Raw genomic sequence first — 19,297 nt, forward strand, 5'->3', positions numbered from 1 at the left:
ACACTAAACGTGAAAGGATTAATTTTGAATTAGTCTCGTATTTTTACAAAGATCGTATTGCTATTTGTCCTATCCTTACTATCAATGATTTGGGATTCAACAGGAGCCTCAGTGGATTGGCTCAGAAAACACATTAAAGCGCTATCGGTTATTTTTGTGACTGTTCTTTTCGCTTACTTCTCGCAGTTTGCGGTTTCTAACTGGTTAGTGAAGAAAAAGATCAAGGAAGATATCTCCGTGCTCTCTGAACTCTACTCTGAGCTCTATCGTCAGAGTTTTGAGCAGATGCGGACGCTTGAAGAAAACTTGCTCTATCAGTGTGACAATGATGATGTCGAGTTGATGAGCGAGTCAAAGAATCAAAATCTCTTCATAGAGTATGTTGATCTGCACCTCCCCAGTGGCCGTTCTTGTTCGATCTACAACGTCGACAAGGCCGGACGTGAGTTGATGACCTTTTCCTCCGAGGAAGAGATCTTCTTTGACCGTGTGTCACTCATTTTGAGTGATCATCAATTTGAAGAGATGCGTCTTCAAAACAAGCAAGGTCTTCTACGATTCATTTTTCAGCAGCCAAGAAACTTCCTATCTAATTGTAACCGCTGCCTATATATGGTGGTAAGGGTAAATGGTCAGGAGATATCACTCTACCAACGAAACGATTTGCCTTATCGTCAGGTCTACAGCGGAGAGTTGGATGGTGACATCAATGTCAGTTTGTACATCAATGAAGATGGGGTTGAATATCTGGTCGGGGATCTTGTGATTCTGTTCGGCGCGCTGGTGATTTTGTTTGGGGTTTTGGTGGCTGTGGGTGTGGAACTCAACCAATCAGAACGCAAAGGACTCAGTGGTCTTCTCAATGAAGCTATCGAGTCAAATGCCCTCAAGCCTTTCTATCAGCCGATTGTTATGCCGGAAGGTAATGGCTATAGAATTGTCGGAGCAGAAGTGCTGGTTCGCTGGCAGGCTAGCCACGGTGAATTTATTCCGCCGGATACCTTTATCCCGCTTGCGGAACAAAACGGGGCAATAGACAGGATTACCGACCAACTGATTGATAACGTATTGGCCCACCTCAATGACATTCGAGTGCCGGAAGGGTTCTTTGTCAGTGTTAACGTATCTCCAAGTTATCTGGAGAAGTTTGATACTGCGGACAAAATCCTTAGCAAAATTGAAGAAGCAGGTTTGGACCCTCATCTGCTATCGCTTGAAATTACTGAGCGGACAAAGTTTGGCGATCTTAACAAGGCTGCAGTCTGTATAGAAGCGCTGACAGATAGAGGGATCTCTATCAAACTGGATGACTGTGGTACGGGCTATGGCGCTTTTTCCTACCTTCATGTGCTTAACATCGACACCATTAAGATTGATCGTATGTTCGTCGATGGTATTGGCATGGAAGACTTTAAGAACACCATTCTTGATTCCATTCTCGCGTTTGCACGTGAATCTAAGCTCCACGTAGTCGCAGAGGGTGTGGAAACCAAAGTGCAGGCTGACTACCTGATTAAATCTGGGGTCGAAATGCTTCAAGGTTCTTATTTCGGTGACCCTGTGCCTTTCGAGGTTTTCCGAAAGCTGGTAGATAGCGACGAACTCCTTGACGCCTCAAACATGGCCATTCAGTAGCTATTACCCAAAATGCCTGAACCCTCTCTTCCATCAGGTTTTTTGGGTAAATGATCACACAATTTAGCAAGGTGTGAACTCCATCAATATATTTCCTGCCTAGTGATAGAATAATCAATTAGATCAATTTGTTATCTTTTCGTAAATCAGTCCACTAATGACTAGACTTGAAATGATCTTCTTAGAAAAACGTTCATTTTATTGACCTCTGACAGATTGGTTTGAGGGGAGAGAAACTCTTTAGGGTTTATGCACTCAAAGAGTCACACAGAGTTTTGGGAAGTGTTTATATGTTTAAATCTTTTTTTCTGGATAGACGCTGGTTTCACTGGTCGATTTTAGGCTCCGCGCTCATTCTTTACGTGACCTGGTACAAAGTAGAGTTGGATGTTCAGATAAATGAATGGTTCGGTTCCTTCTACAACCTGATTCAAAAAGCGCTCTCTGAGCCAAATACCGTCGAGTTTGACGAATTCCTTTCCTCATGCCTCGAGTTCTTGACCATAGCGACCATCTACGTTGTTGTAGCCGTGATTCTTGAATTCTTTATTCGCCACTACGTTTTTCGATGGCGAACCGCGATGAATGACTATTACGTTTCACACTGGAGCAAAATTCGCCACATCGAAGGGGCATCTCAACGTATTCAGGAAGACACGATGCGATTTGCCCGCATCATGGAGTCTCTGGGCGTGAGCTTTATGCGTTCTGTGATGACCCTGTTTGCCTTCCTGCCGATTCTTTGGGTGTTAAGTGAAAATATCACTGAGCTGCCTTGGATTGGCGAAGTGTCCCGCTCGCTGGTATATATCGCCATCTGTTCTGCACTGTTCGGTACTGTGCTTCTGGCCGTTGTGGGCATCAAGCTGCCGGGATTAGAGTTTAAAAACCAGAAAGTCGAAGCGGCCTACCGGAAGGAGTTGGTTTATGGCGAAGACCACGAAGATCGTGCAGAGCCGGAATCGCTGAAAGAACTGTTTCTTAACGTGAGACGAAACTATTTCAATCTCTACCGCCATTACCTCTACTTCGATATTGCTAAATGGTCGTATCTACAGGGAACCGTGATTGTTCCGTACATTGCACTGGGGCCAACCATTGTGTCAGGTGCTGTCACTCTGGGGGTTCTTCAGCAAATTATCCGTGCATTTGGCAAGGTTGAGGATTCTTTCCAGTTCCTGGTGAACTCTTGGTCAACCATTGTTGAGCTAATGTCTATTTACAAGCGCCTTAAAGGCTTTGAAGAGCAGATCGATTTAGCAATTGAAGCCGAACAGTCCGCTGCGACCGATTAACCTTTGAAAACTGCGAACTGAAACGCCTCTCCTGACCAAGGAGGGGCGTTTTTTATTGCATGGCGCAAATTTATCACCTTGTACATAAAAAAATAATTGTACAAGAGTGATCCTTTCTTATCCTTAAGTTGTACAAACATAAAAATATGTATAACTAAGGAACAGCGTTATGACGATCAAACTGGGAGTGAGTGCTTGTGTTATTGGCGATCAAGTTCGTTTCGACAGTGGGCATAAGCGGAGTCATTTTGTGGCAAGCGAACTCGAACCCTTTGTAGAGTTTGTTCCTGTCTGCCCTGAAGTTGGCATTGGTCTGCCAGTGCCAAGGCCTACCATTCGTCTGTTGGATCGCGGTGAACCTATCGGTGTGCGCTTGGTGGAAACCAAAGATGCAGATGCTGACCATACAGCGAAGATGGTAGATTTCAGCAAGAAAAAAGCCGAACACCTCGCGGGGATGGAGCTGTGCGGTTACGTTGTTTGTGCAAAATCCCCAACCTGTGGCATGGAACGCGTCAAGGTATACCGTGAGAATGGTTATGTGGCTTCTGAAAAGATTGGGGTAGGGCTTTACACCCAACAATTGATAGAACGCATGCCTTGGTTGCCTATCGAGGAAGATGGTCGACTTAATGACCCTGTGCTTCGTGAAAACTTTGTTTTCCGCATCTTTGCCCTTCGGGACTTCTACGACTCGATGGCTGATGGACTCTCCCGCCGAGCAATTGTTGAATTCCATTCACGCTACAAACTGGTTTTGATGGCGCACTCGCCATCCGCCTACAAAGAACTGGGCAAGTTCGTCGCAGACATTGCCAACCACGATATTAATGATTTTTACGCTGAATACCGAACCCGCTTTATGCAAGCTATTACGCAACGTGCGACGCGCAAGAACAACACCAATGTGTTGATGCACCTGCAAGGTTATTTCAAACGCGCACTCGACAAGCAACAGAAAGCGGAACTGGCGGATCTCATTCATGCGTACCGCAGAGGCACCATGCCGTTGCTGGCGCCTCTTACTCTCATTAATCACCACTTGAACCAAAATCCGGATCCTTATCTGGCTCAACAGAGCTACCTGAATCCCTATCCGGATAGCTTGAGATTACGTTATGGACTCTAAAAAGAAATTGTTGTCTATCGGCGAAGTGTCTGAGCGTACCGGGGTGAATTCCGTCACCCTTCGTGCCTGGCAGCGTCGCTATGGCTTGGTCACCCCGCAACGCACCCCAAAAGGGCATCGCCTTTACTCTGAGCAGGATGTTCAACACATTCAGGAGATTTTGTCCTGGTTAGACAAAGGGGTACCAGTCAGCCAAGTGAAAGAGTTACTTGGGATAAACCAGAACCATGCCGAGAACGTCCAAAATTTGCCGGAATGGGATACGTTAAAAAATCTGGTGACCAATTTCGAAGTGAAAGCGTTGGAAGCCAGGCTTTATGAGCTCACCAAAAACTACCCCATTCAGGTATTGGAATCGAAGTTGTTCGAACCGTTAACCGATTGGTTTGACAAACAAACCTCTGAAGCCGGTGCCTTGTGCGCACAGATATGGCGTGCGCAACTGAACAACGTACTGGTTCACTGCTTGCATATGAACAAGAAAGTGAAGGGCAAACAGAAGTGTTGGATTGTCAGTGTTACGCGGGACCAAAGCTTCCGCTTTTACCTGAAAGCGCTGACGCTACAGTCTAAGGGTTACACTGTCACTACTCTTGGTGGTGTGGGTGCAGGGTTGTCCATTCTCGGAAAAAGCATGGTGGATAAAGGGGTTTCACGGTTTGTTATTCATTCCGATCAGGCCTTTACGCCCGCGATGAAAAGGGAAATTGCCGAATTAATGATGTCGGCTGATCTCCAGGTAGAAGTATCCGGTGAATGCACCAAGATTCACCCTGAACTCGCAATGGCAAGCATGGGCTTGGCCAATAGACCACATAACAGCATGTAGAGGGAGCGTAAGGATGAAGCTGGTTTGGTTTAGGAGAGACCTCCGAATAAAGGACAACATCGCGTTGACCGAGGCCTGCCGCAGTGGTGAGCCTGTGATTGCCATATACTATGAAACGCCAATTCAGTGGCGTTCGCATCGCCTGGCTCCTATCCAGGCAGATTTAATCCGTCGGCGTTTAGTGGTGCTTCAACAGGAATTAGAAGCGCTGAATATCCCTTTGTTAGTGCGTTCGGTAGATAGCTATAAAGACATCAATTACTCCCTAGCGCAGTTGTGCCAGCAGTATCAAATTGCCGATATCTATTGCACGAGGGATTACGAATCCGACGAAGTCGATCGTGACAACTCTATTGCAGGTATGCTCAGCCTGACAGGAACCCAGCTTCACCGCTTCGATTATAAATGCATCTTTGCTCCTGGCACGGTCACCAACGGTGCTGGCAACACCTATCGTGTATTTACCCCGTTCAAGAAGGCGTGGATTGCTAAAGCAAGAGGGGAAAACATAGCACCACTGAGTGCGCCAGAACCGGTGCAAACAAATGCGCTGACGTCCTCGCTTCTACGTCAGCCTTGTAATGTGTCTTTCAGGTATCCGCAAAGAGATTCTGTAGGCTGGCCGATTGATGATAGTGCCATCATTCAGCGTTTACGAGACTTCTGCCGCTATCGTGTGGATCAGTATGACACCACACGAGATTTCCCTGCTGTTCCTGCTACCAGTCAGCTGTCTCCATACCTTGCGATTGGCGCACTATCGCCACGTCAATGCTTAGCACGATTGCTGGTGGAAGAGCAGAGCTGTTTTGATAAGGACTCAGGGGGCGCCAATGTTTGGCTGTCAGAATTGGTGTGGCGGGAGTTCTATCAGCACATCATTGCTGCATACACCGATATCAGTAAAGGCAAAGCGTTCCTCGATTGGACCGAAACCATCGAATGGAACCGCGATGAACTGCTGTTTGAACGATGGAAACAAGGCCGCACGGGTTTCCCTATTGTGGATGCCGCTATGCGCCAACTCAAAGACACAGGATGGATGCATAACCGCCTTCGTATGATCGTGGCGAGCTTCCTGGTTAAAGATCTTCATATAGATTGGCGTTGGGGTGAGCAGTATTTCATGTCCAAGCTGATTGATGGCGATTTTGCCGCAAATAACGGCGGTTGGCAGTGGTCTGCATCAGTAGGCACCGATGCCCAACCTTATTTTCGTGTGTTTAATCCCACTGCTCAAAGCAAGAAATTTGATCCTAATGTGCGTTTCATACGTAGATGGTTGAAAGAACTAGAGTCTGTTCCAGACAAGTCGCTTCACGAACCCCATGTTTGGGCAGAGAAAAATGGTATTGAGCTCTCCTATCCGAAGCCGGTCGTTGACCACAAATTGGCAAGAGAGAGAGCCATACAAATGTTCGAGATGGCGAAGAGCTATCAGAACACGCACAGGGCAGAATCATGATGCAAACAGCAGCCACATCACAAAGCGACACGTTAGACAGATTCATCTCTGTCTACACATCGTTGCGCAAGGACAATCTGAACTCTTTGGATGAGATTTATAGCGAAGATGTTGTGTTTGAAGACCCCGCTCACCGCATCGAGGGGTACGGCAATCTTTCACGGTATTTCGAATCCATGTACACCAATGTCACTGACTGTCGATTTGATATTCATGACCATGCCGTAAATGGTGACGTCGCTTTCATCAGCTGGACTATGACGTTATCTCACCCAAAGCTGGAAGGCGGTGCTGAGCGCGCAGTGAAAGGATGCACGCGGCTGGTATTGAAAGAAGGGCGTGTGGTTGTGCACCGCGACTATTTCGATTTGGGTGAAATGCTTTACGAAGCGCTACCTGTACTTGGCTCTGCTGTCAAAATGATCAAAAAGAGACTGGGCCAATGAAACGTGTACTCATTACAGGGGCAACATCAGGCATTGGTTTGCAACTCGCGAAAGATTACTCCGCTGATGGCTGGGATGTAACAGCATGTGGCAGAAACGTGATTGCTTTGCTTTCCTGGTCGAAAGGGTGTGACAACGTCACTGTTTTGAGTTTTGACGCCACAGACTCCGAGGCCACTAAACAGGCGTTAATGCAAAACGAAACGCCTTTTGACCTCATTATTCTGAATGCCGGAACCTGCGAGTACATTGACCACGGCGAAATTGACGTGACGCTGTTTAGACGCGTTTTCGATATCAACCTATTTGGCGTGTTGAACTGTATAGAAGCGCTTCAGAGTAGGTTTCAACAAGGTACCCATTTAGCTCTGATGGGCTCAACCGCTGCGTATCTTGGTCTTCCCAGAGCGGAAGCATACGGCGCATCTAAAGCGGCAATTTCCTATTTGGCTCGCTCTTTATCTGTGGACTTAGAGAATAAAGGGGTGACGGTGTCACTTATCTCTCCGGGTTTTGTGAAAACACCGCTCACCGATAAAAACGACTTCGCTATGCCGATGCTGGTGACGCCTGAAGAAGCATCAGAATCCATTCGTCATGGGCTGGCTAAAAAGAAAGTAGAAGTGCACTTTCCTAAGAAGTTCAGCTACTTCCTAAAATTTCTATCTTCACTGCCAATGGCAATGCAACTCGCGCTGGTAAGAAAAATAACAAGGAAAGCATAATGAAAATTGCAATTATCGGCTCAGGCATTTCTGGCCTGACGTGTGCGCACTACCTGCATAAAGAACATGACGTCACGCTGTTTGAATACAACGACTACATTGGCGGGCACACCGCAACAGTAGATGTCGAAGTCGCCAGCGGTCAGTACGCTATTGATACCGGCTTTATCGTTTTTAACGATCGTACCTACCCAAATTTTCAGCGCCTGATGGCCGATATCGGCGTTGGTGCGCAAGAAACCGAAATGAGCTTCAGCGTCCACAATGACGATAATGGCCTCGAATACAACGGCCATAGTGTCGCTTCACTATTTGCTCAGAAACGTAATCTTTTTAACCCGCAGTTCTACAAGTTCATCTCTGAAATTCTACGGTTCAACAGAGAGGCGCGTGAAGCCTATGCGGTATCGACCCATGGTGATCCGCTGATTGAGCAGACGCTGGGAGACTTTCTGACCCGTCGCAAATTCAGTGAGTACTTTTGCCAGAATTACATCCTGCCAATGGGTGCGGCGATCTGGTCATCGACGCTGTCTGACATGCGAGCTTTCCCACTGAAGTTTTTCCTTCGTTTTTTTGCCAACCACGGCTTGCTGGAAGTGGCAAACCGTCCGCAGTGGTATGTCATCCCAGGTGGCTCGCGCGAGTACGTTCGTAAGATGGTACCTGCTTTTGAAGAAAGCATTCGTCTCAATGCCCGCGTAAAACAGGTTATTCGATACCCTGATCATGTCGTTGTTGAGTCAGAAAAGGGCGAAGAGTACTTCGATAAAGTCATTTTCGCCTGCCACAGTGATCAGGCGCTTGCACTTCTGGCTGACCCAAGCAAATACGAAAAAGAGGTGCTTGGAGACATCGATTACCAGGACAATGATGTTGTTCTGCATACCGATGAAAAAATGCTGCCAGAGCGTAAAGCTGCATGGGCGAGCTGGAACTATCATCTCGGCAAGAATGACGGACGCGAATCCCGAGCCGCTGCGCTGACCTACAACATGAATATCCTTCAGGGCATCAAGTCTCCTGAAACCTTCTGCGTGACGCTCAACCAAACCGATCACATCGACGAATCCAAGATCCTGAGAAAGTTCGTATACGCTCATCCGGTGTTTGACCAGAAATGTATCGCGGCACAGAAAAAACGCGAATTAGTTTCCGGTGTAAATAACACCTGGTTCTGCGGCGCATACTGGTACAACGGATTCCATGAAGATGGCGTTCGAAGTGCACTCGACGTTGTGGCAGGCATTAACATCAATGTTGAGCCAATGCCACTTCGGAGTGCGTCATGAGTGGTGATTCTCTCAGCGGCCTATTCGTCGGCAGTGTTCGTCACCGCCGATTTACGCCGGTAGAGCATGTATTTTCGTACCCGATGTTTATGCCCATGATTGATTTGGATGAAGTCGACTCGCTCACTAAATCGGTCAGAGGGTTCACAACCAAAAAATGGGGAATGGCGTCGTTTCACAGGCCTGACTACATGGAAGGTCGGGAGGATACGAAGAAAGCGGTTCAAGACAAAATCTACACGCTGACGGGGAAACGCTACAACGGTAAGGTATTAGCGCTTTGCCATCTACGATACTTCGGCTTGTATTTCAGCCCAGTGAATTTCTATTACGTCTATGACGAGGAAGATCGCTGGACTTATATGCTAGCTGAAGTCAGCAATACGCCGTGGAACCAGCGTCATTACTACGCGGTGCCTGCGGGTAGACATTGGGAGAACAATAAGGCATTTCACGTCTCTCCCTTTAACCCGATAGATCAAAAGTACGTTTGGAAGCTGCGTCCTGTTGGTAAAACAGCCTTTGTTCATCTCGAAACACATCGGGAAGGACGGGAGTTTGACGCCACACTTGCCATGTCGAAGAAGCCATTCACTTCGTCTGAGCTCACCAAACTTATCGCAAAAACGCCCGTGATGACGATAAAGGTCGTGTTTTCGATCTATTGGCAAGCGCTAAAACTCTGGATAAAAGGCGCGCCGTTTTACGGACATCCTGAACAGGCAAAGGAGTAATTATGTATTCAAGCAATATCGAATCATCAGCCTGGCCAGTCACGAAGAAGGATACCTTCGCAAGAAGCATGTTGGTTTCCACGTTTGGCTACCTTGAAGGCGCTTCATTGACACTGGTCGATTTCGACGGGCAGACTCAAAAGCTGGGTGATCCTAATGCTGATCTTCATGCTGAAGTGATTATCCGCCACCCAGGATTTTACCGTCGTGTGCTGACAGGCGGCAGCATTGGCGCGGCTGAGGCATATATCGACGGTTGGTGGGATTCTCCCGATTTAACTGCTGTCATCCGTGCTGTGTGCAGAAACCTGCCGGCATTGGATCGACTCGAAAGCAAAGTGGGTTGGATTGCCAACATTGCAACCAAATTTGCGCACTGGAAAAACCGCAATACAAAAGAGAATTCGCGCTCCAATATCTCTGCGCATTACGATTTGGGCAACGATCTATATGAACGTTTCCTTGATCAGGAAATGCTTTATTCCAGCGGTATTTATGAAAGCGACACCGATACGCTCGAACGTGCGCAGTTCCTCAAAATGGATCGTTTGTGCCGACAGCTTAAACTGACGCCTTCTGACCACCTTTTAGAAATTGGCACCGGCTGGGGCGGTATGGCCATTCACGCGGCTAAACACTACGGTTGCCGCGTGACGACAACGACGATTTCCAACGAGCAATATGATTGGGCGAAAAGTCGCGTCGAGCAAGAAGGCCTAAGCGATAGGATCACGCTTCTAAAAGAAGATTATCGTGATTTGGAAGGACAGTACGACAAGCTTGTTTCTATTGAAATGATCGAAGCGGTAGGCAAACAGTTCCTGACGACCTACATCAAGAAGTGTGAATCTCTGTTAAAGCCAAACGGCCTGATGGCCATTCAGGCTATCACCATTGCTGACCAACGTTACGAGCACTACAGCAGCAATGTGGACTTTATTCAAAAACACATTTTCCCTGGTGGGTTCCTGCCTTCCGTTAGCGTGTTGCTGGACCAATTTACCCGTCAGAGTGACCTTGTGGTGCGTGACCTGAAGGACATTGGCCTGGATTATGCCAAGACCCTTGAAGAGTGGCACCAGCGCTTCAATGACAACCTGACGGAGCTCGCCGAATTGGGCTATGACGAGCGTTTCGCCCGTTTGTGGCGTTATTACTTCTGTTACTGCGAAGGCGGATTCAGAGAGCGTACCATCAGCACTGTCCAGCTGGTGCTAAGCCGTCCTGATTGGCGCGAGTAGTTCTGATGTAAGTAAGGAGGAAGTATGCGAGTTGTCTTGATATCACTGGCGTTCAATGCTTACTGGTTCGCTGCTGTGCTGGGTCAAAACAGCATGCTTCCTTTCCTAGTGCTTGCCCTTATCGGTGCTGTGTTGCTCGATAGAGGCGTGTTGTTTGCGACACCGCTTTTTACGCTGATCGGTGTGGCAGGCGACAGCGTATTAACCCACTTACAAGTGTTGAATTTCGACACCTCCTACATGCCTTTATGGCTTGGGTTCCTCTGGGCAGGATTTGGAACGTACATCTGGCTGGTTCGTGATTGGCTGATGGAAAAGCCGCTCTGGCTACTAGCCATTGTTGGTGCTGTCGGCGGTGCAGGGAGCTACTTAGGAGGAGAGCGCCTTGGCGCGGTTGAGTTCTCTATGACGCTTGTAAACACTGCCCTTGTCCTTGCTGCTGCTTGGTTCATCTACAGTGTTGTTTTCCTTGTCATCTTAAAACGTCTTTCAGGGAAGGGGGAGGCATGTTCAAAATCACATCTTTCCATGGCGGAAAAGTCGCTGGCCGAAAAAGAATAGCGGCACTTTTTTCTGCGTTCGTCATAGCGTTCACGCTGTCTGCACCAATCACAGCCAGCCCCACTGGTATGCAAACCTCAGAAGATTGGGCTTGGTGGAAACCTGTTGGCGCGGCATCTCTGACTTGGGGATTCTGGAAAATCTATGACAGCGAACTCCGCACGCCAAGTGGTCGGTTCGAACCCGCCAATGGTGATCCGCTAGCGCTTGTTATTACATATAGCCGCGACATCGATGCGGACGATCTTCTCGAAGCAACAGTAGAACAGTGGGAACACCTTGGATTCAGTCAACAGCAGATTGAAGCATGGTTGCCGAACATGGAGGGCGTCTGGCCGAACGTCAAAGAGGGGGACAGACTGATCTATGTGCTTTCTCAGGACAAAGGCCAGTTTTTCTATCAACCCAAACAAGGAAAAGCTGAGCCAACAGGCACCTTGAACAATGCCAATCTCGCCAACGCATTTTCCGCCATTTGGCTATCACCAGCCACTGCCTACCCATCACTTCGTCTTGCTTTAATTGGAGGAAACACTGAGTGAAAAAACTCATCGCTGCTTTTGCATTGATCACCGCATTGGTTGGTTGTTCCGCGTCTTTAGAAGATTACAAAGCGACGAGTCCTGCCTTTAACCTGTTTGAGTATTTTGAAGGAGAGACCTTGGCTTGGGGAATGGTGCAGGATTATACCGGCAAGCAAACCCGTCGTTTTGAAGTCAGCATTGTCGGCACCGTTGAAGGCAACAAGATCACCTTGGATGAAGACTTTATTTTTGATGATGGTGAAAAACAAAAACGGATATGGGCTATCACTCGGCTCGAAGACGGCAGCTACGAAGGCACGGCGGGTGATGTTGTGGGAATCGCCACGGGAAGTGAATCTGGCAATGCCCTGAACTGGGTTTACGATCTCAGTGTGGAAGTCGGCGACAGTACTTATGTGCTGACACTCGACGACTGGCTTTACCGTCAGGACGAAAAGCGAGCTTTCAACCTAACCTCAATGAAGAAGTTTGGTATTGAGGTAGGAAGGATCTCCATTTTCTTCGAGAAGCAGGATTAACCTGCTCCCCGCGCCATACTCACCACCCGCTGCACAATCCATCTCAGAAGCAGCGGGATATCATCTTCCAAATGTTCCTCCGTATATTCGATGATGGCTAATGCAGCATCGGGTTTGGCGTACTTTTTCAATGCACGCGCAATGATTTTCTTAGGAGCAATGTAGGTATTACCCTCAATGTGCGCCATTTCCCGGAACAGCGGTTCGTATCCGTGGTTAAACAGGTAATGTTCGATGTCTCTGTCTGGAAGCACAGTCAGTCGGTGCTTTTCCTTTTCCCCGTCTAGTTTGCTCCGCGCGGTGTGGGCATATTTTTGGCCTGCCATGTCACCGTCTGCAATCACATGCCATTCCATGCCCAAAGCAATCGCAAGTTTGATAAGGGGTTTCAAGCCACTCTGTGCAAACTCTATCAGTTGGACACCTTCCGCCGCTAAGTCGTAGCCTTGAATGCGTGCCATCTCATTGAACAGCCAAACTTCTGTTTCACCTTCTACCAGAAGCCAACATCGAGCGAATAGTGCGCTTGGGCGGTGAAACCGGACATGAAAAGACACTCTACGTTCTTCGTCTTTGCTTAAACGATTCGGTGGTACTTGATGGGATTCTGTTTGTGTCGCGCCACGTTCCAAACGTCGAATACTGTTAAGTGGCACTGCAGACAGTAAATCACCACTGTTGGTGGTCAGGATTTTCTGCATTGGCATGATGCTGATAAGTCGCCACGCCTGATTAAGCAGGGTTGGATGTAGTCGGCTTTCCGGATCTTCGAAGATCACAATAGGACGGGCGTTGGCTTTGAGTTGTTTGGGCCCACGGGCACGAACAAAAGTACTTAGCAAGCCCATCAACAAAAGACGGCTGTGATTAGAGGTGTTATTCGCCACCATCTCGAGTGGATGCACGTAATTTGCACGCATGTTCAGGTGTCTGGAAGGTTCGATTTCCGCAGGTGAACGGTTGTGGCTGTCAAACGCAAAGTAATGGTCGAGCAAAGTTCTCATGGCCTTCAATCCGCTGCGGACTTCGCCTTTATTCACGTGACCGGGTTTCTGCTGCAGTCGTTTAACCGTATTTTCCAGCCGTTTTTCCAGCCTGGTTTTGTTGCCATTCAAATCAAGGTCGCTGTCGCGTAAACGACGTGCATCCTGAATACGGATAATAGGATGCAAAAGAATCAGCTTACGGGCGAGTGCTTCACTGTTTGGGGTCTCAATGACCTTTCCTTGCTCGTCGAGAAAGTCGCGGGAAATGGTGATCTTGCCGTCAACGTGAAGCGCATTGATGTGGAAGTCTAGCCGCCGAAGTCCGTTGTCGTCACTACCGTTCCATACTTCATTGAACTGGCGGTAGCGGCGTGCTCTATGTTCACCGGAAAAGGTCTCAATCCAACGAAAAATGATCTGGATTTGGTTGGTTTGCGCGTTGCCAAGCGTATGGTCAATATGGAAATCAGAGCGGACAAATTCGTAATGCTCACCTGATGAGGGTAAACAAAGGGAAAGAGCGTCTAAGAGTGAACTTTTACCCCAAGCATTTTCGCCGATGAGCACGGTAAGCTCATCAAGACTTAAAGACAGGCGGCGAATGCCTCTGAAACCAGAAATCTCAATGCGGTCTAACTTCATAATCACCTCTTTATTAAGCCTAAGACACATAACGAGCGAGTGGAGGTGTGTATTTCACGGTTTTACTGATGTAGAAGATTTTTCTGTTTTCTATCAGCTGATTGTGACACATTTGAAATAGTCATAATTTTTGGTGTATCCCGAAACGAATACAAAATGGCTCTTATCGGGTCATATAAAGACCTAAGCCCGAAACAACATCAAAAATGGCTTTGGAACTAGAACAAGGAACGAATTAACCCATGCTATCTTTCGAAGCTCTTCAAGTACTGGATGCAATCGACCGCAAGGGAAGCTTTGCGGCTGCAGCTGACTCTCTTAATCGCGCGCCTTCCTCTTTAAGTTATCAGGTTCAAAAGCTCGAACAGGAGCTGGATTTGGTGATTTTCGACCGCTCCGGTCACAAAGCGATTTTCACCGATGCAGGGAAATTGCTGCTTGAAAGAGGCAGGATCCTGATGAATGCCGCCGATGAATTGGTGGCGGATGCTAAGTCTCTGGCTCATGGTTGGGAGTTGGATATCACCATTGCTTTTGATGGTTTGCTCACTGCGAGACACTTTTTCCCGCTGGTGGATAAGTTGGGTAGAGAGGCCAGCACGCGTGTTCGTTTGCAGGAAGAAATCCTCGCTGGCGCCTGGGAATCTCTGGAAGAGGACCGCACGGATATTCTCATTAGCCCAAAACCGCCTGCTGCGCCTCCAGGTATTAAAATGCAGGAAATCGGCTTTTCAGATGGCTATTGGGTAGCGGCAGCGAATCATCCTATTCACCGTCATTCCAATCCGTATGATGCGGATGTTCGTCGTCTTTATCGCAGCATTTCGGTTGCTGATTCTGCGCGAAATGCCAAGACGTATACCTTCAATATTCTGGATGAACAACCACGCCTAACGGTTTCTTCGATGACAGAGAAATACCACGCTATTCTGGACGGTTATGGTATCGGAACCATGCCAGACTGGTGGGTGAATAAAGATATTGAAGAAGGGCGCTTAAAAGTCATCAAAGGCAGCGAGCCTTACAAGCTCTATTGGGTAATGGCTTGGAAGCGCAACCGTATGGGGAATGCGAAGAGCTGGATGATCCGCGAAATTCCGCGATTACTAAAAGTGATTCAGCCAATCCCGTCAGAGAAAGTAGGATAAACAGGACTCGCGGTTTTCTTTCACATCAATGGAAATCGCCTTTAAATCACTGCATGGAGCACCTCATGATCAGACACTTGCTGTTGGTAAAATTCAAACCGACTTCTAATGAAGCCGATCACGAAGAAATCCGGGAAGAGTTTATGTCTATGCCCGAACGTGTTGAAGGCGTCGTCTCTGTTGAGTGGGGGGAGAATGACAGCCCAGAAGGGAAAAACGAAGGTTACACCCATGTTGTCTTCATGACCTTTGCTAATGAAGAAGGGCGACAGAATTATTTGTTTCACCCTGAGCACGAGGCGTTGAAAGAAGTGTTTGTTCCGCACATTGAAGACATCATTGTGGTGGATTACACCTTACCTGCCTGAGATCGACGATTGAGATAACGAAAAGCCGCATTATGCGGCTTTTTTGGGTTTTGATTGCTTGTTCCGGAATTGCTTACAGCGCCATGTCCATCTCGACGATGCCGTCTTGCAATTGCACGTCAATCTCAAAGCCCACTTTCTGAGCCAGTGCGATCATCCCGGAGTTTGATGGCATGGTCATACCGTTGAAACGTTTGATGCCACTCACCCGACCATAGGTGATCACCTTCTCCATCAAAATACGGCCTAGGCCCATTCCTTTAAGATCAGAACGAACCAACACGGCAAACTCAGCATCTGTATGGTCTGGGTTAGCGAGCGCCCGGACAACGCCCAGAATTTCATCGCTTCCATCATCCAAACGGTGAACGGCGACAAAGGCCATCTCGCGGTCGTAATCAATTTGCGTCAGATTCGCCAAGGCTTCGTGGTTCAACTCGCCAACATCAGAGAAAAAACGCTTGTAGAGATCTTCAACGGAGACATGCTCGATAAAAGACTTATGGTTAGGTTCGTCTTCGGGAAGAATAGGACGTAGCAGTATGGCTCGGCCATCTTTCAGTTCAGCACGTTCTTCCAGTTCTTTCGGGTATGGGCGAATCGCCAGTCGGGTGCTGCCGTCGCCATCAAAAGGGCTCAGCTTGATAGAGGCATCCAACACAGTGAAACTGTCGCCGGTCACGAGTAATGGGTGGATATCCAGTTCTGTGATTTCAGGAAAATCAATCAAAACCTGTGACAGTGTCACGAGAAAATGACAAAGCGCATTCACATCTAAATTGTACGGATGGCCGCGTTGGCGTAGCTTTCCACTCTTAATGGCACCAATAACCAAATACCTTGCAAGCGCCATGTTGAGTGGTGGAATGGCTACTGCAGCATCTCGGTTTACATCCCACTCGGAACCGCCTTCACCCAATAGAATCACTGGGCCAAAAACAGGGTCATGACGAACGCAAACGCGAAGTTCCTGTGAGCCCGCGCGGTTAGCCATGCTTTGGATTTGCAGACCTTCAATCCTTGCCGTTGGATAGGTCATGCTGACTCGGTTCAACATTAGCTGTGCTGCATTAGCCACTTCGGTGGCGTTGTTTAAATCCAGCATCACGCCATTTACATCGGACTTATGAGCGATGTCAGGTGAACGAAGTTTAACCGCGACAGGATAACCGACCTGTTCCGTGATTTGCGCGGCTTCAGCAGCATCAGATGCCAACCAGGTTGCCATCACGTTAATACCGTATTTTGAAAGGAAAGGACGGGCTTCATGGGTGGTTAAGGTGCGCAGATTTTCTTCCAGTGCCTGCTCAATAAGCGCTTTTCCACCTTCAACGTCATAATCAATTTGGCCGATAGAGGTTGGTGTTTCCATTAATTGCTTCTGGTTTCTTCTGTACTCAACCAAGTGCATGAATGCGGTAACAGCACTTTCTGGAGTGCGGTAAGCCGGAAAGCCTGCGTGGGCGAAAGCGAGTCTGGCTACGGTGGCATCATCACTTTCACCTTGCCAGTTAGTGAGAATATTGAAACGCTTAGCACGTTGAGACTTTTTCAGCATGTCTGCCAGTGTTTTTGCTGTTTTTAAGCCCGGCGCAGTCACAGAGGGAGAATGAAGAATCAGCAGTGCATCGGCTTCATCACTCTCTAATAGAATCTCAGTGACTTTCTTGTAGCGTTCTGTGTCGGCATCACCCACGATATCGACAGGGTTACACTGAGACCAACTTGCAGGAAGGATGGCATCCAATTTGGCTTTGGTTTCTTCACTCAGTACAGCCAGTTTGCCACCCATTTCCAACAAGGTATCAACGGCCATCACCGCAGGGCCGCCTCCGTTGGAAATAATCGCTAATCGCTCACCACGCAGTGGTACAGAGTGCGAAAGGGTTTCTACTGCCGCAAACAATTCGTGCGTCGTGCGCACACGCAGCATACCGGAACGTCGAATCGCAGCATCATATGCGCCATCGAGCCCAATTTCATTTTCCTGCAAGTGAGGAAGAAGCGATGCACCTTCCGGCGTACGCCCACTCTTTAGAACCAAAACACGACGGTTACGGGAAGCCGCTCTTGCAGCGGAGATAAAGGCGCGGGCATCTTGAATATTGTCGATATACAAAAGAATGGCGTCAGTTTTACTTTCGCGGCTCAGATAATCGAGCAGTTCGGGAAAGTCGATGTCACTGGCTTCCCCTAAAGAAATAAACGTAGAAAAGCCAATCCGGCGGTTGCGCGCCCAATCCAAAATGGTGGTGCATACCGCCGCTGACTGTGAAACAAACGCGATATTCCCGCGGTTAGCGGGGATGGGAGAGAATGACGCGTTCAGATTCAACCAAGGCAGGATCAATCCGAGGCTATTCGGGCCAATCACCCGCATCGCGTATTGAGAGGCGATGTCTCTCATCACTTCAAATTCGCTACGACCGTCTTCTGCTTTGGTCTTTTTCATGCCGGCAGCCAGAATAATAGCCACCTTCACGCCTTTTTCGCCTAACTGGCGAATGAGTTCGCTGTTGCGAGAAGCCTGTGTGCAGAGAATGGCGAGATCAGGGACCAGAGGCAGAGCTTCAATGGTTGGATAAGCAAGGATCCCCGCCACAGCCTGATATTTGGGGGTAACTGGCATGATTGGCCCTTGGAAAGCGCCAGATTGTAAGTTGCGAATAATCACGTTACCTGCGCGTCCCTGTGTGTCAGAAGCGCCGATAACGGCAATTGATTTTGGTTTAAACAGCGTATCCAGGCTGGTCATTTCGCTCTCCGACTTGGTAACCCGTAGACAGTTTACTGTTTTTCACGGCACGATGATTCAATCGGTTAGCGTGGCTGTGATCCGTAACTAAAAGCATCGCGTGATTGCCCACAAAGGCAAAATGATGTGTGACATGTGGCAGATACTTATCAGAGTGCGCTTGGTTTAAGTTGAATGAATGGCGGGGTGGGTACAGAATAAAGGCAGTGGCTCCTAAAAGTAGAATATTCATGAAGAAAATCCTTTCGATCGCTTTCACACTTGTGCTTGCTGGTTGTGCTGGTGGAACCAGTACCACACAGATTTTGACCCAGTCTTCGGAAGAAGAAGTTATGCCAGTGACTGACACCATGGCACCGGCTTCAAAACCAGAAATGACGAAACCTATGCCAAAACCGGTTGCAGCTGAGAAACCTAAAGCGCCAGCGCCAAAACCTGTTATGACGGCTCAGAAGAAACCTAAACCGGCTCCAAAGCCGGTGAAAAAACCTGCTGCAGCGTCAACCACGTACACCATTCAAGTGATTGCACTGAGTCATAACAAAGGCTTTAGTGAGTACATGAACAAATTGCCTTCCGATAAGCCGGTCTGGTCAAATAAAAAGATGGTTGATGGCTTACCGTGGTACACCTTGCTTTATGGCGAATTTAATTCGAAATCTGAGGCACAAAATGCGTTAAAGGCACTGCCGAATGATATCAAGCAATATGGGCCGTTTATCCGTTCATTTGCTTCGATTAAATCGTCTGCGAACCCTGAAGTTAAGCGTTTGAACTGAATGGCGGTATCGGAATAGTGATTCACAAAAAAGAGAGCTAATGCTCTCTTTTTTGTCGCCTTTAAAAAGCAATCGAGACAAAACGTTGGCTTCTCAGCCAGTGGTCGACGGGTTTTTGCGCGATCACGCAAAAATTGTCAGTTATTTGCGTTTGATTGAGTGAAAGCGCGAATGTGTTTGGGTATTGTAGTTGCCTCACGGATT

The 19,297-nt window shown here is 48.0% G+C and carries 19 protein-coding genes; 16 read left to right on the plus strand and 3 right to left on the minus strand.

Translation table 11 applies throughout. The annotated features are described in order from the left end of the window. Nucleotides 1–111 precede the first annotated feature (111 nt). The 13 genes from D515_RS02675 (at nt 112) to D515_RS02735 (ending at nt 12,415) form a co-directional block, all read left to right on the plus strand. Entirely contained in the window at nt 112–1,635 is a 1,524-nt protein-coding gene (locus D515_RS02675; protein WP_002535815.1) for an EAL domain-containing protein, read from the plus strand. Between the two features lie 290 nt (nt 1,636–1,925). Continuing rightward, nucleotides 1,926–2,930, plus strand: coding sequence for a peptide antibiotic transporter SbmA (sbmA, locus tag D515_RS02680; RefSeq protein ID WP_002535816.1), 1,005 nt, complete (start codon nt 1,926–1,928; stop codon nt 2,928–2,930). A gap of 169 nt (nt 2,931–3,099) precedes the next feature. Continuing rightward, a complete protein-coding gene (locus D515_RS02685) occupies nt 3,100–4,059 on the plus strand; it encodes a YbgA family protein (protein WP_002535818.1) in 960 nt (319 codons plus the stop codon). Then, entirely contained in the window at nt 4,049–4,888 is an 840-nt protein-coding gene (locus tag D515_RS02690; RefSeq protein ID WP_002535819.1) for a MerR family transcriptional regulator, read from the plus strand. The genes D515_RS02685 and D515_RS02690 overlap by 11 nt, the downstream gene beginning before the upstream one ends. 13 nt (nt 4,889–4,901) lie before the next feature. Next, complete coding sequence (gene phrB, locus D515_RS02695; RefSeq protein ID WP_002535820.1) at nt 4,902–6,353, plus strand: deoxyribodipyrimidine photo-lyase; 1,452 nt, start codon at nt 4,902–4,904, stop codon at nt 6,351–6,353. Continuing rightward, nucleotides 6,350–6,799, plus strand: a complete 450-nt coding sequence (locus D515_RS02700) for a nuclear transport factor 2 family protein (protein WP_002535821.1) — start codon at nt 6,350–6,352, stop codon at nt 6,797–6,799. The genes phrB and D515_RS02700 overlap by 4 nt, the downstream gene beginning before the upstream one ends. After that, nucleotides 6,796–7,524, plus strand: a complete 729-nt coding sequence (locus D515_RS02705; RefSeq protein WP_002535822.1) for an SDR family NAD(P)-dependent oxidoreductase — start codon at nt 6,796–6,798, stop codon at nt 7,522–7,524. The genes D515_RS02700 and D515_RS02705 overlap by 4 nt, the downstream gene beginning before the upstream one ends. Continuing rightward, nucleotides 7,524–8,816 (plus strand): NAD(P)/FAD-dependent oxidoreductase, encoded by a 1,293-nt coding sequence (locus tag D515_RS02710; protein WP_002535824.1) that lies wholly within the window; start codon nt 7,524–7,526, stop codon nt 8,814–8,816. Before D515_RS02705 ends, D515_RS02710 begins: the two co-directional genes overlap by 1 nt. Beyond that, nucleotides 8,813–9,550 (plus strand): DUF1365 domain-containing protein, encoded by a 738-nt coding sequence (locus D515_RS02715; RefSeq protein WP_002535825.1) that lies wholly within the window; start codon nt 8,813–8,815, stop codon nt 9,548–9,550. Before D515_RS02710 ends, D515_RS02715 begins: the two co-directional genes overlap by 4 nt. Before the next feature lie 2 nt (nt 9,551–9,552). Next, on the plus strand, nt 9,553–10,791 hold the full coding sequence (locus tag D515_RS02720; protein WP_002535826.1) for an SAM-dependent methyltransferase: 1,239 nt from the start codon (nt 9,553–9,555) through the stop codon (nt 10,789–10,791). Between the two features lie 24 nt (nt 10,792–10,815). Then, nucleotides 10,816–11,352 (plus strand): DUF2878 domain-containing protein, encoded by a 537-nt coding sequence (locus D515_RS02725; RefSeq protein WP_002535827.1) that lies wholly within the window; start codon nt 10,816–10,818, stop codon nt 11,350–11,352. Then, nucleotides 11,298–11,894 carry a chalcone isomerase family protein gene (locus D515_RS02730; protein ID WP_039849541.1) on the plus strand — a complete coding sequence of 199 codons (597 nt, stop codon included), beginning with the start codon at nt 11,298–11,300 and terminating at the stop codon, nt 11,892–11,894. The genes D515_RS02725 and D515_RS02730 overlap by 55 nt, the downstream gene beginning before the upstream one ends. Beyond that, nucleotides 11,891–12,415, plus strand: a complete 525-nt coding sequence (locus D515_RS02735) for a DUF3833 domain-containing protein (RefSeq protein WP_002535829.1) — start codon at nt 11,891–11,893, stop codon at nt 12,413–12,415. Before D515_RS02730 ends, D515_RS02735 begins: the two co-directional genes overlap by 4 nt. On the opposite strand, the gene D515_RS02740 is transcribed toward D515_RS02735, so the two are convergent. Next, nucleotides 12,412–14,043, minus strand: coding sequence for a DUF2813 domain-containing protein (locus D515_RS02740; RefSeq protein WP_002535830.1), 1,632 nt, complete (start codon nt 14,041–14,043; stop codon nt 12,412–12,414). The genes D515_RS02735 and D515_RS02740 overlap by 4 nt on opposite strands. A 242-nt stretch (nt 14,044–14,285) precedes the next feature. On the opposite strand from D515_RS02740, the gene D515_RS02745 reads away from it, so the two are divergent. Both D515_RS02745 and D515_RS02750 read left to right on the plus strand, forming a co-directional pair. Continuing rightward, on the plus strand, nt 14,286–15,191 hold the full coding sequence (locus D515_RS02745) for a LysR family transcriptional regulator (protein ID WP_002535831.1): 906 nt from the start codon (nt 14,286–14,288) through the stop codon (nt 15,189–15,191). A gap of 65 nt (nt 15,192–15,256) precedes the next feature. Then, the gene (locus D515_RS02750; RefSeq protein ID WP_002535832.1) at nt 15,257–15,559 is read left to right on the plus strand and encodes a Dabb family protein; all 303 of its coding nucleotides are present in this window, start codon (nt 15,257–15,259) and stop codon (nt 15,557–15,559) included. A gap of 73 nt (nt 15,560–15,632) precedes the next feature. Here D515_RS02750 and D515_RS02755 read toward each other — a convergent pair whose 3' ends face one another. Then, nucleotides 15,633–18,314 (minus strand): bifunctional acetate--CoA ligase family protein/GNAT family N-acetyltransferase, encoded by a 2,682-nt coding sequence (locus tag D515_RS02755; protein ID WP_002535833.1) that lies wholly within the window; start codon nt 18,312–18,314, stop codon nt 15,633–15,635. Then, nucleotides 18,289–18,546 carry a hypothetical protein gene (locus D515_RS02760; RefSeq protein ID WP_039849542.1) on the minus strand — a complete coding sequence of 86 codons (258 nt, stop codon included), beginning with the start codon at nt 18,544–18,546 and terminating at the stop codon, nt 18,289–18,291. The genes D515_RS02755 and D515_RS02760 overlap by 26 nt, the downstream gene beginning before the upstream one ends. Between D515_RS02760 and D515_RS26320 the strand changes: the two genes are divergently transcribed. Further along, a complete protein-coding gene (locus tag D515_RS26320) occupies nt 18,545–19,093 on the plus strand; it encodes an SPOR domain-containing protein (protein ID WP_002535834.1) in 549 nt (182 codons plus the stop codon). The genes D515_RS02760 and D515_RS26320 overlap by 2 nt on opposite strands. Nucleotides 19,094–19,297: the final 204 nt, after the last annotated feature.

Source organism: Grimontia indica (genome assembly GCF_000333895.2).
Lineage (GTDB): Bacteria > Pseudomonadota > Gammaproteobacteria > Enterobacterales > Vibrionaceae > Enterovibrio > Enterovibrio indicus.

What these genes read in the sequence shown, in the direction of transcription:
- D515_RS02720 (WP_002535826.1), top strand. Translation starts at nt 9,553, where the DNA reads ATGTATTCAAGCAATATCGAATCATCAGCCTGGCCAGTCACGAAGAAG.
- D515_RS02710 (WP_002535824.1), top strand. Translation starts at nt 7,524, where the DNA reads ATGAAAATTGCAATTATCGGCTCAGGCATTTCTGGCCTGACGTGTGCG.
- D515_RS26320 (WP_002535834.1), top strand. Translation starts at nt 18,545, where the DNA reads ATGAAGAAAATCCTTTCGATCGCTTTCACACTTGTGCTTGCTGGTTGT.
- D515_RS02700 (WP_002535821.1), top strand. Translation starts at nt 6,350, where the DNA reads ATGATGCAAACAGCAGCCACATCACAAAGCGACACGTTAGACAGATTC.
- D515_RS02685 (WP_002535818.1), top strand. Translation starts at nt 3,100, where the DNA reads ATGACGATCAAACTGGGAGTGAGTGCTTGTGTTATTGGCGATCAAGTT.
- D515_RS02750 (WP_002535832.1), top strand. Translation starts at nt 15,257, where the DNA reads ATGATCAGACACTTGCTGTTGGTAAAATTCAAACCGACTTCTAATGAA.
- D515_RS02715 (WP_002535825.1), top strand. Translation starts at nt 8,813, where the DNA reads ATGAGTGGTGATTCTCTCAGCGGCCTATTCGTCGGCAGTGTTCGTCAC.
- D515_RS02690 (WP_002535819.1), top strand. Translation starts at nt 4,049, where the DNA reads ATGGACTCTAAAAAGAAATTGTTGTCTATCGGCGAAGTGTCTGAGCGT.
- D515_RS02705 (WP_002535822.1), top strand. Translation starts at nt 6,796, where the DNA reads ATGAAACGTGTACTCATTACAGGGGCAACATCAGGCATTGGTTTGCAA.
- sbmA (WP_002535816.1), top strand. Translation starts at nt 1,926, where the DNA reads ATGTTTAAATCTTTTTTTCTGGATAGACGCTGGTTTCACTGGTCGATT.
- D515_RS02760 (WP_039849542.1), bottom strand. Translation starts at nt 18,546, where the DNA reads ATGAATATTCTACTTTTAGGAGCCACTGCCTTTATTCTGTACCCACCC.
- D515_RS02745 (WP_002535831.1), top strand. Translation starts at nt 14,286, where the DNA reads ATGCTATCTTTCGAAGCTCTTCAAGTACTGGATGCAATCGACCGCAAG.
- D515_RS02740 (WP_002535830.1), bottom strand. Translation starts at nt 14,043, where the DNA reads ATGAAGTTAGACCGCATTGAGATTTCTGGTTTCAGAGGCATTCGCCGC.
- D515_RS02755 (WP_002535833.1), bottom strand. Translation starts at nt 18,314, where the DNA reads ATGACCAGCCTGGATACGCTGTTTAAACCAAAATCAATTGCCGTTATC.
- phrB (WP_002535820.1), top strand. Translation starts at nt 4,902, where the DNA reads ATGAAGCTGGTTTGGTTTAGGAGAGACCTCCGAATAAAGGACAACATC.
- D515_RS02725 (WP_002535827.1), top strand. Translation starts at nt 10,816, where the DNA reads ATGCGAGTTGTCTTGATATCACTGGCGTTCAATGCTTACTGGTTCGCT.
- D515_RS02730 (WP_039849541.1), top strand. Translation starts at nt 11,298, where the DNA reads ATGTTCAAAATCACATCTTTCCATGGCGGAAAAGTCGCTGGCCGAAAA.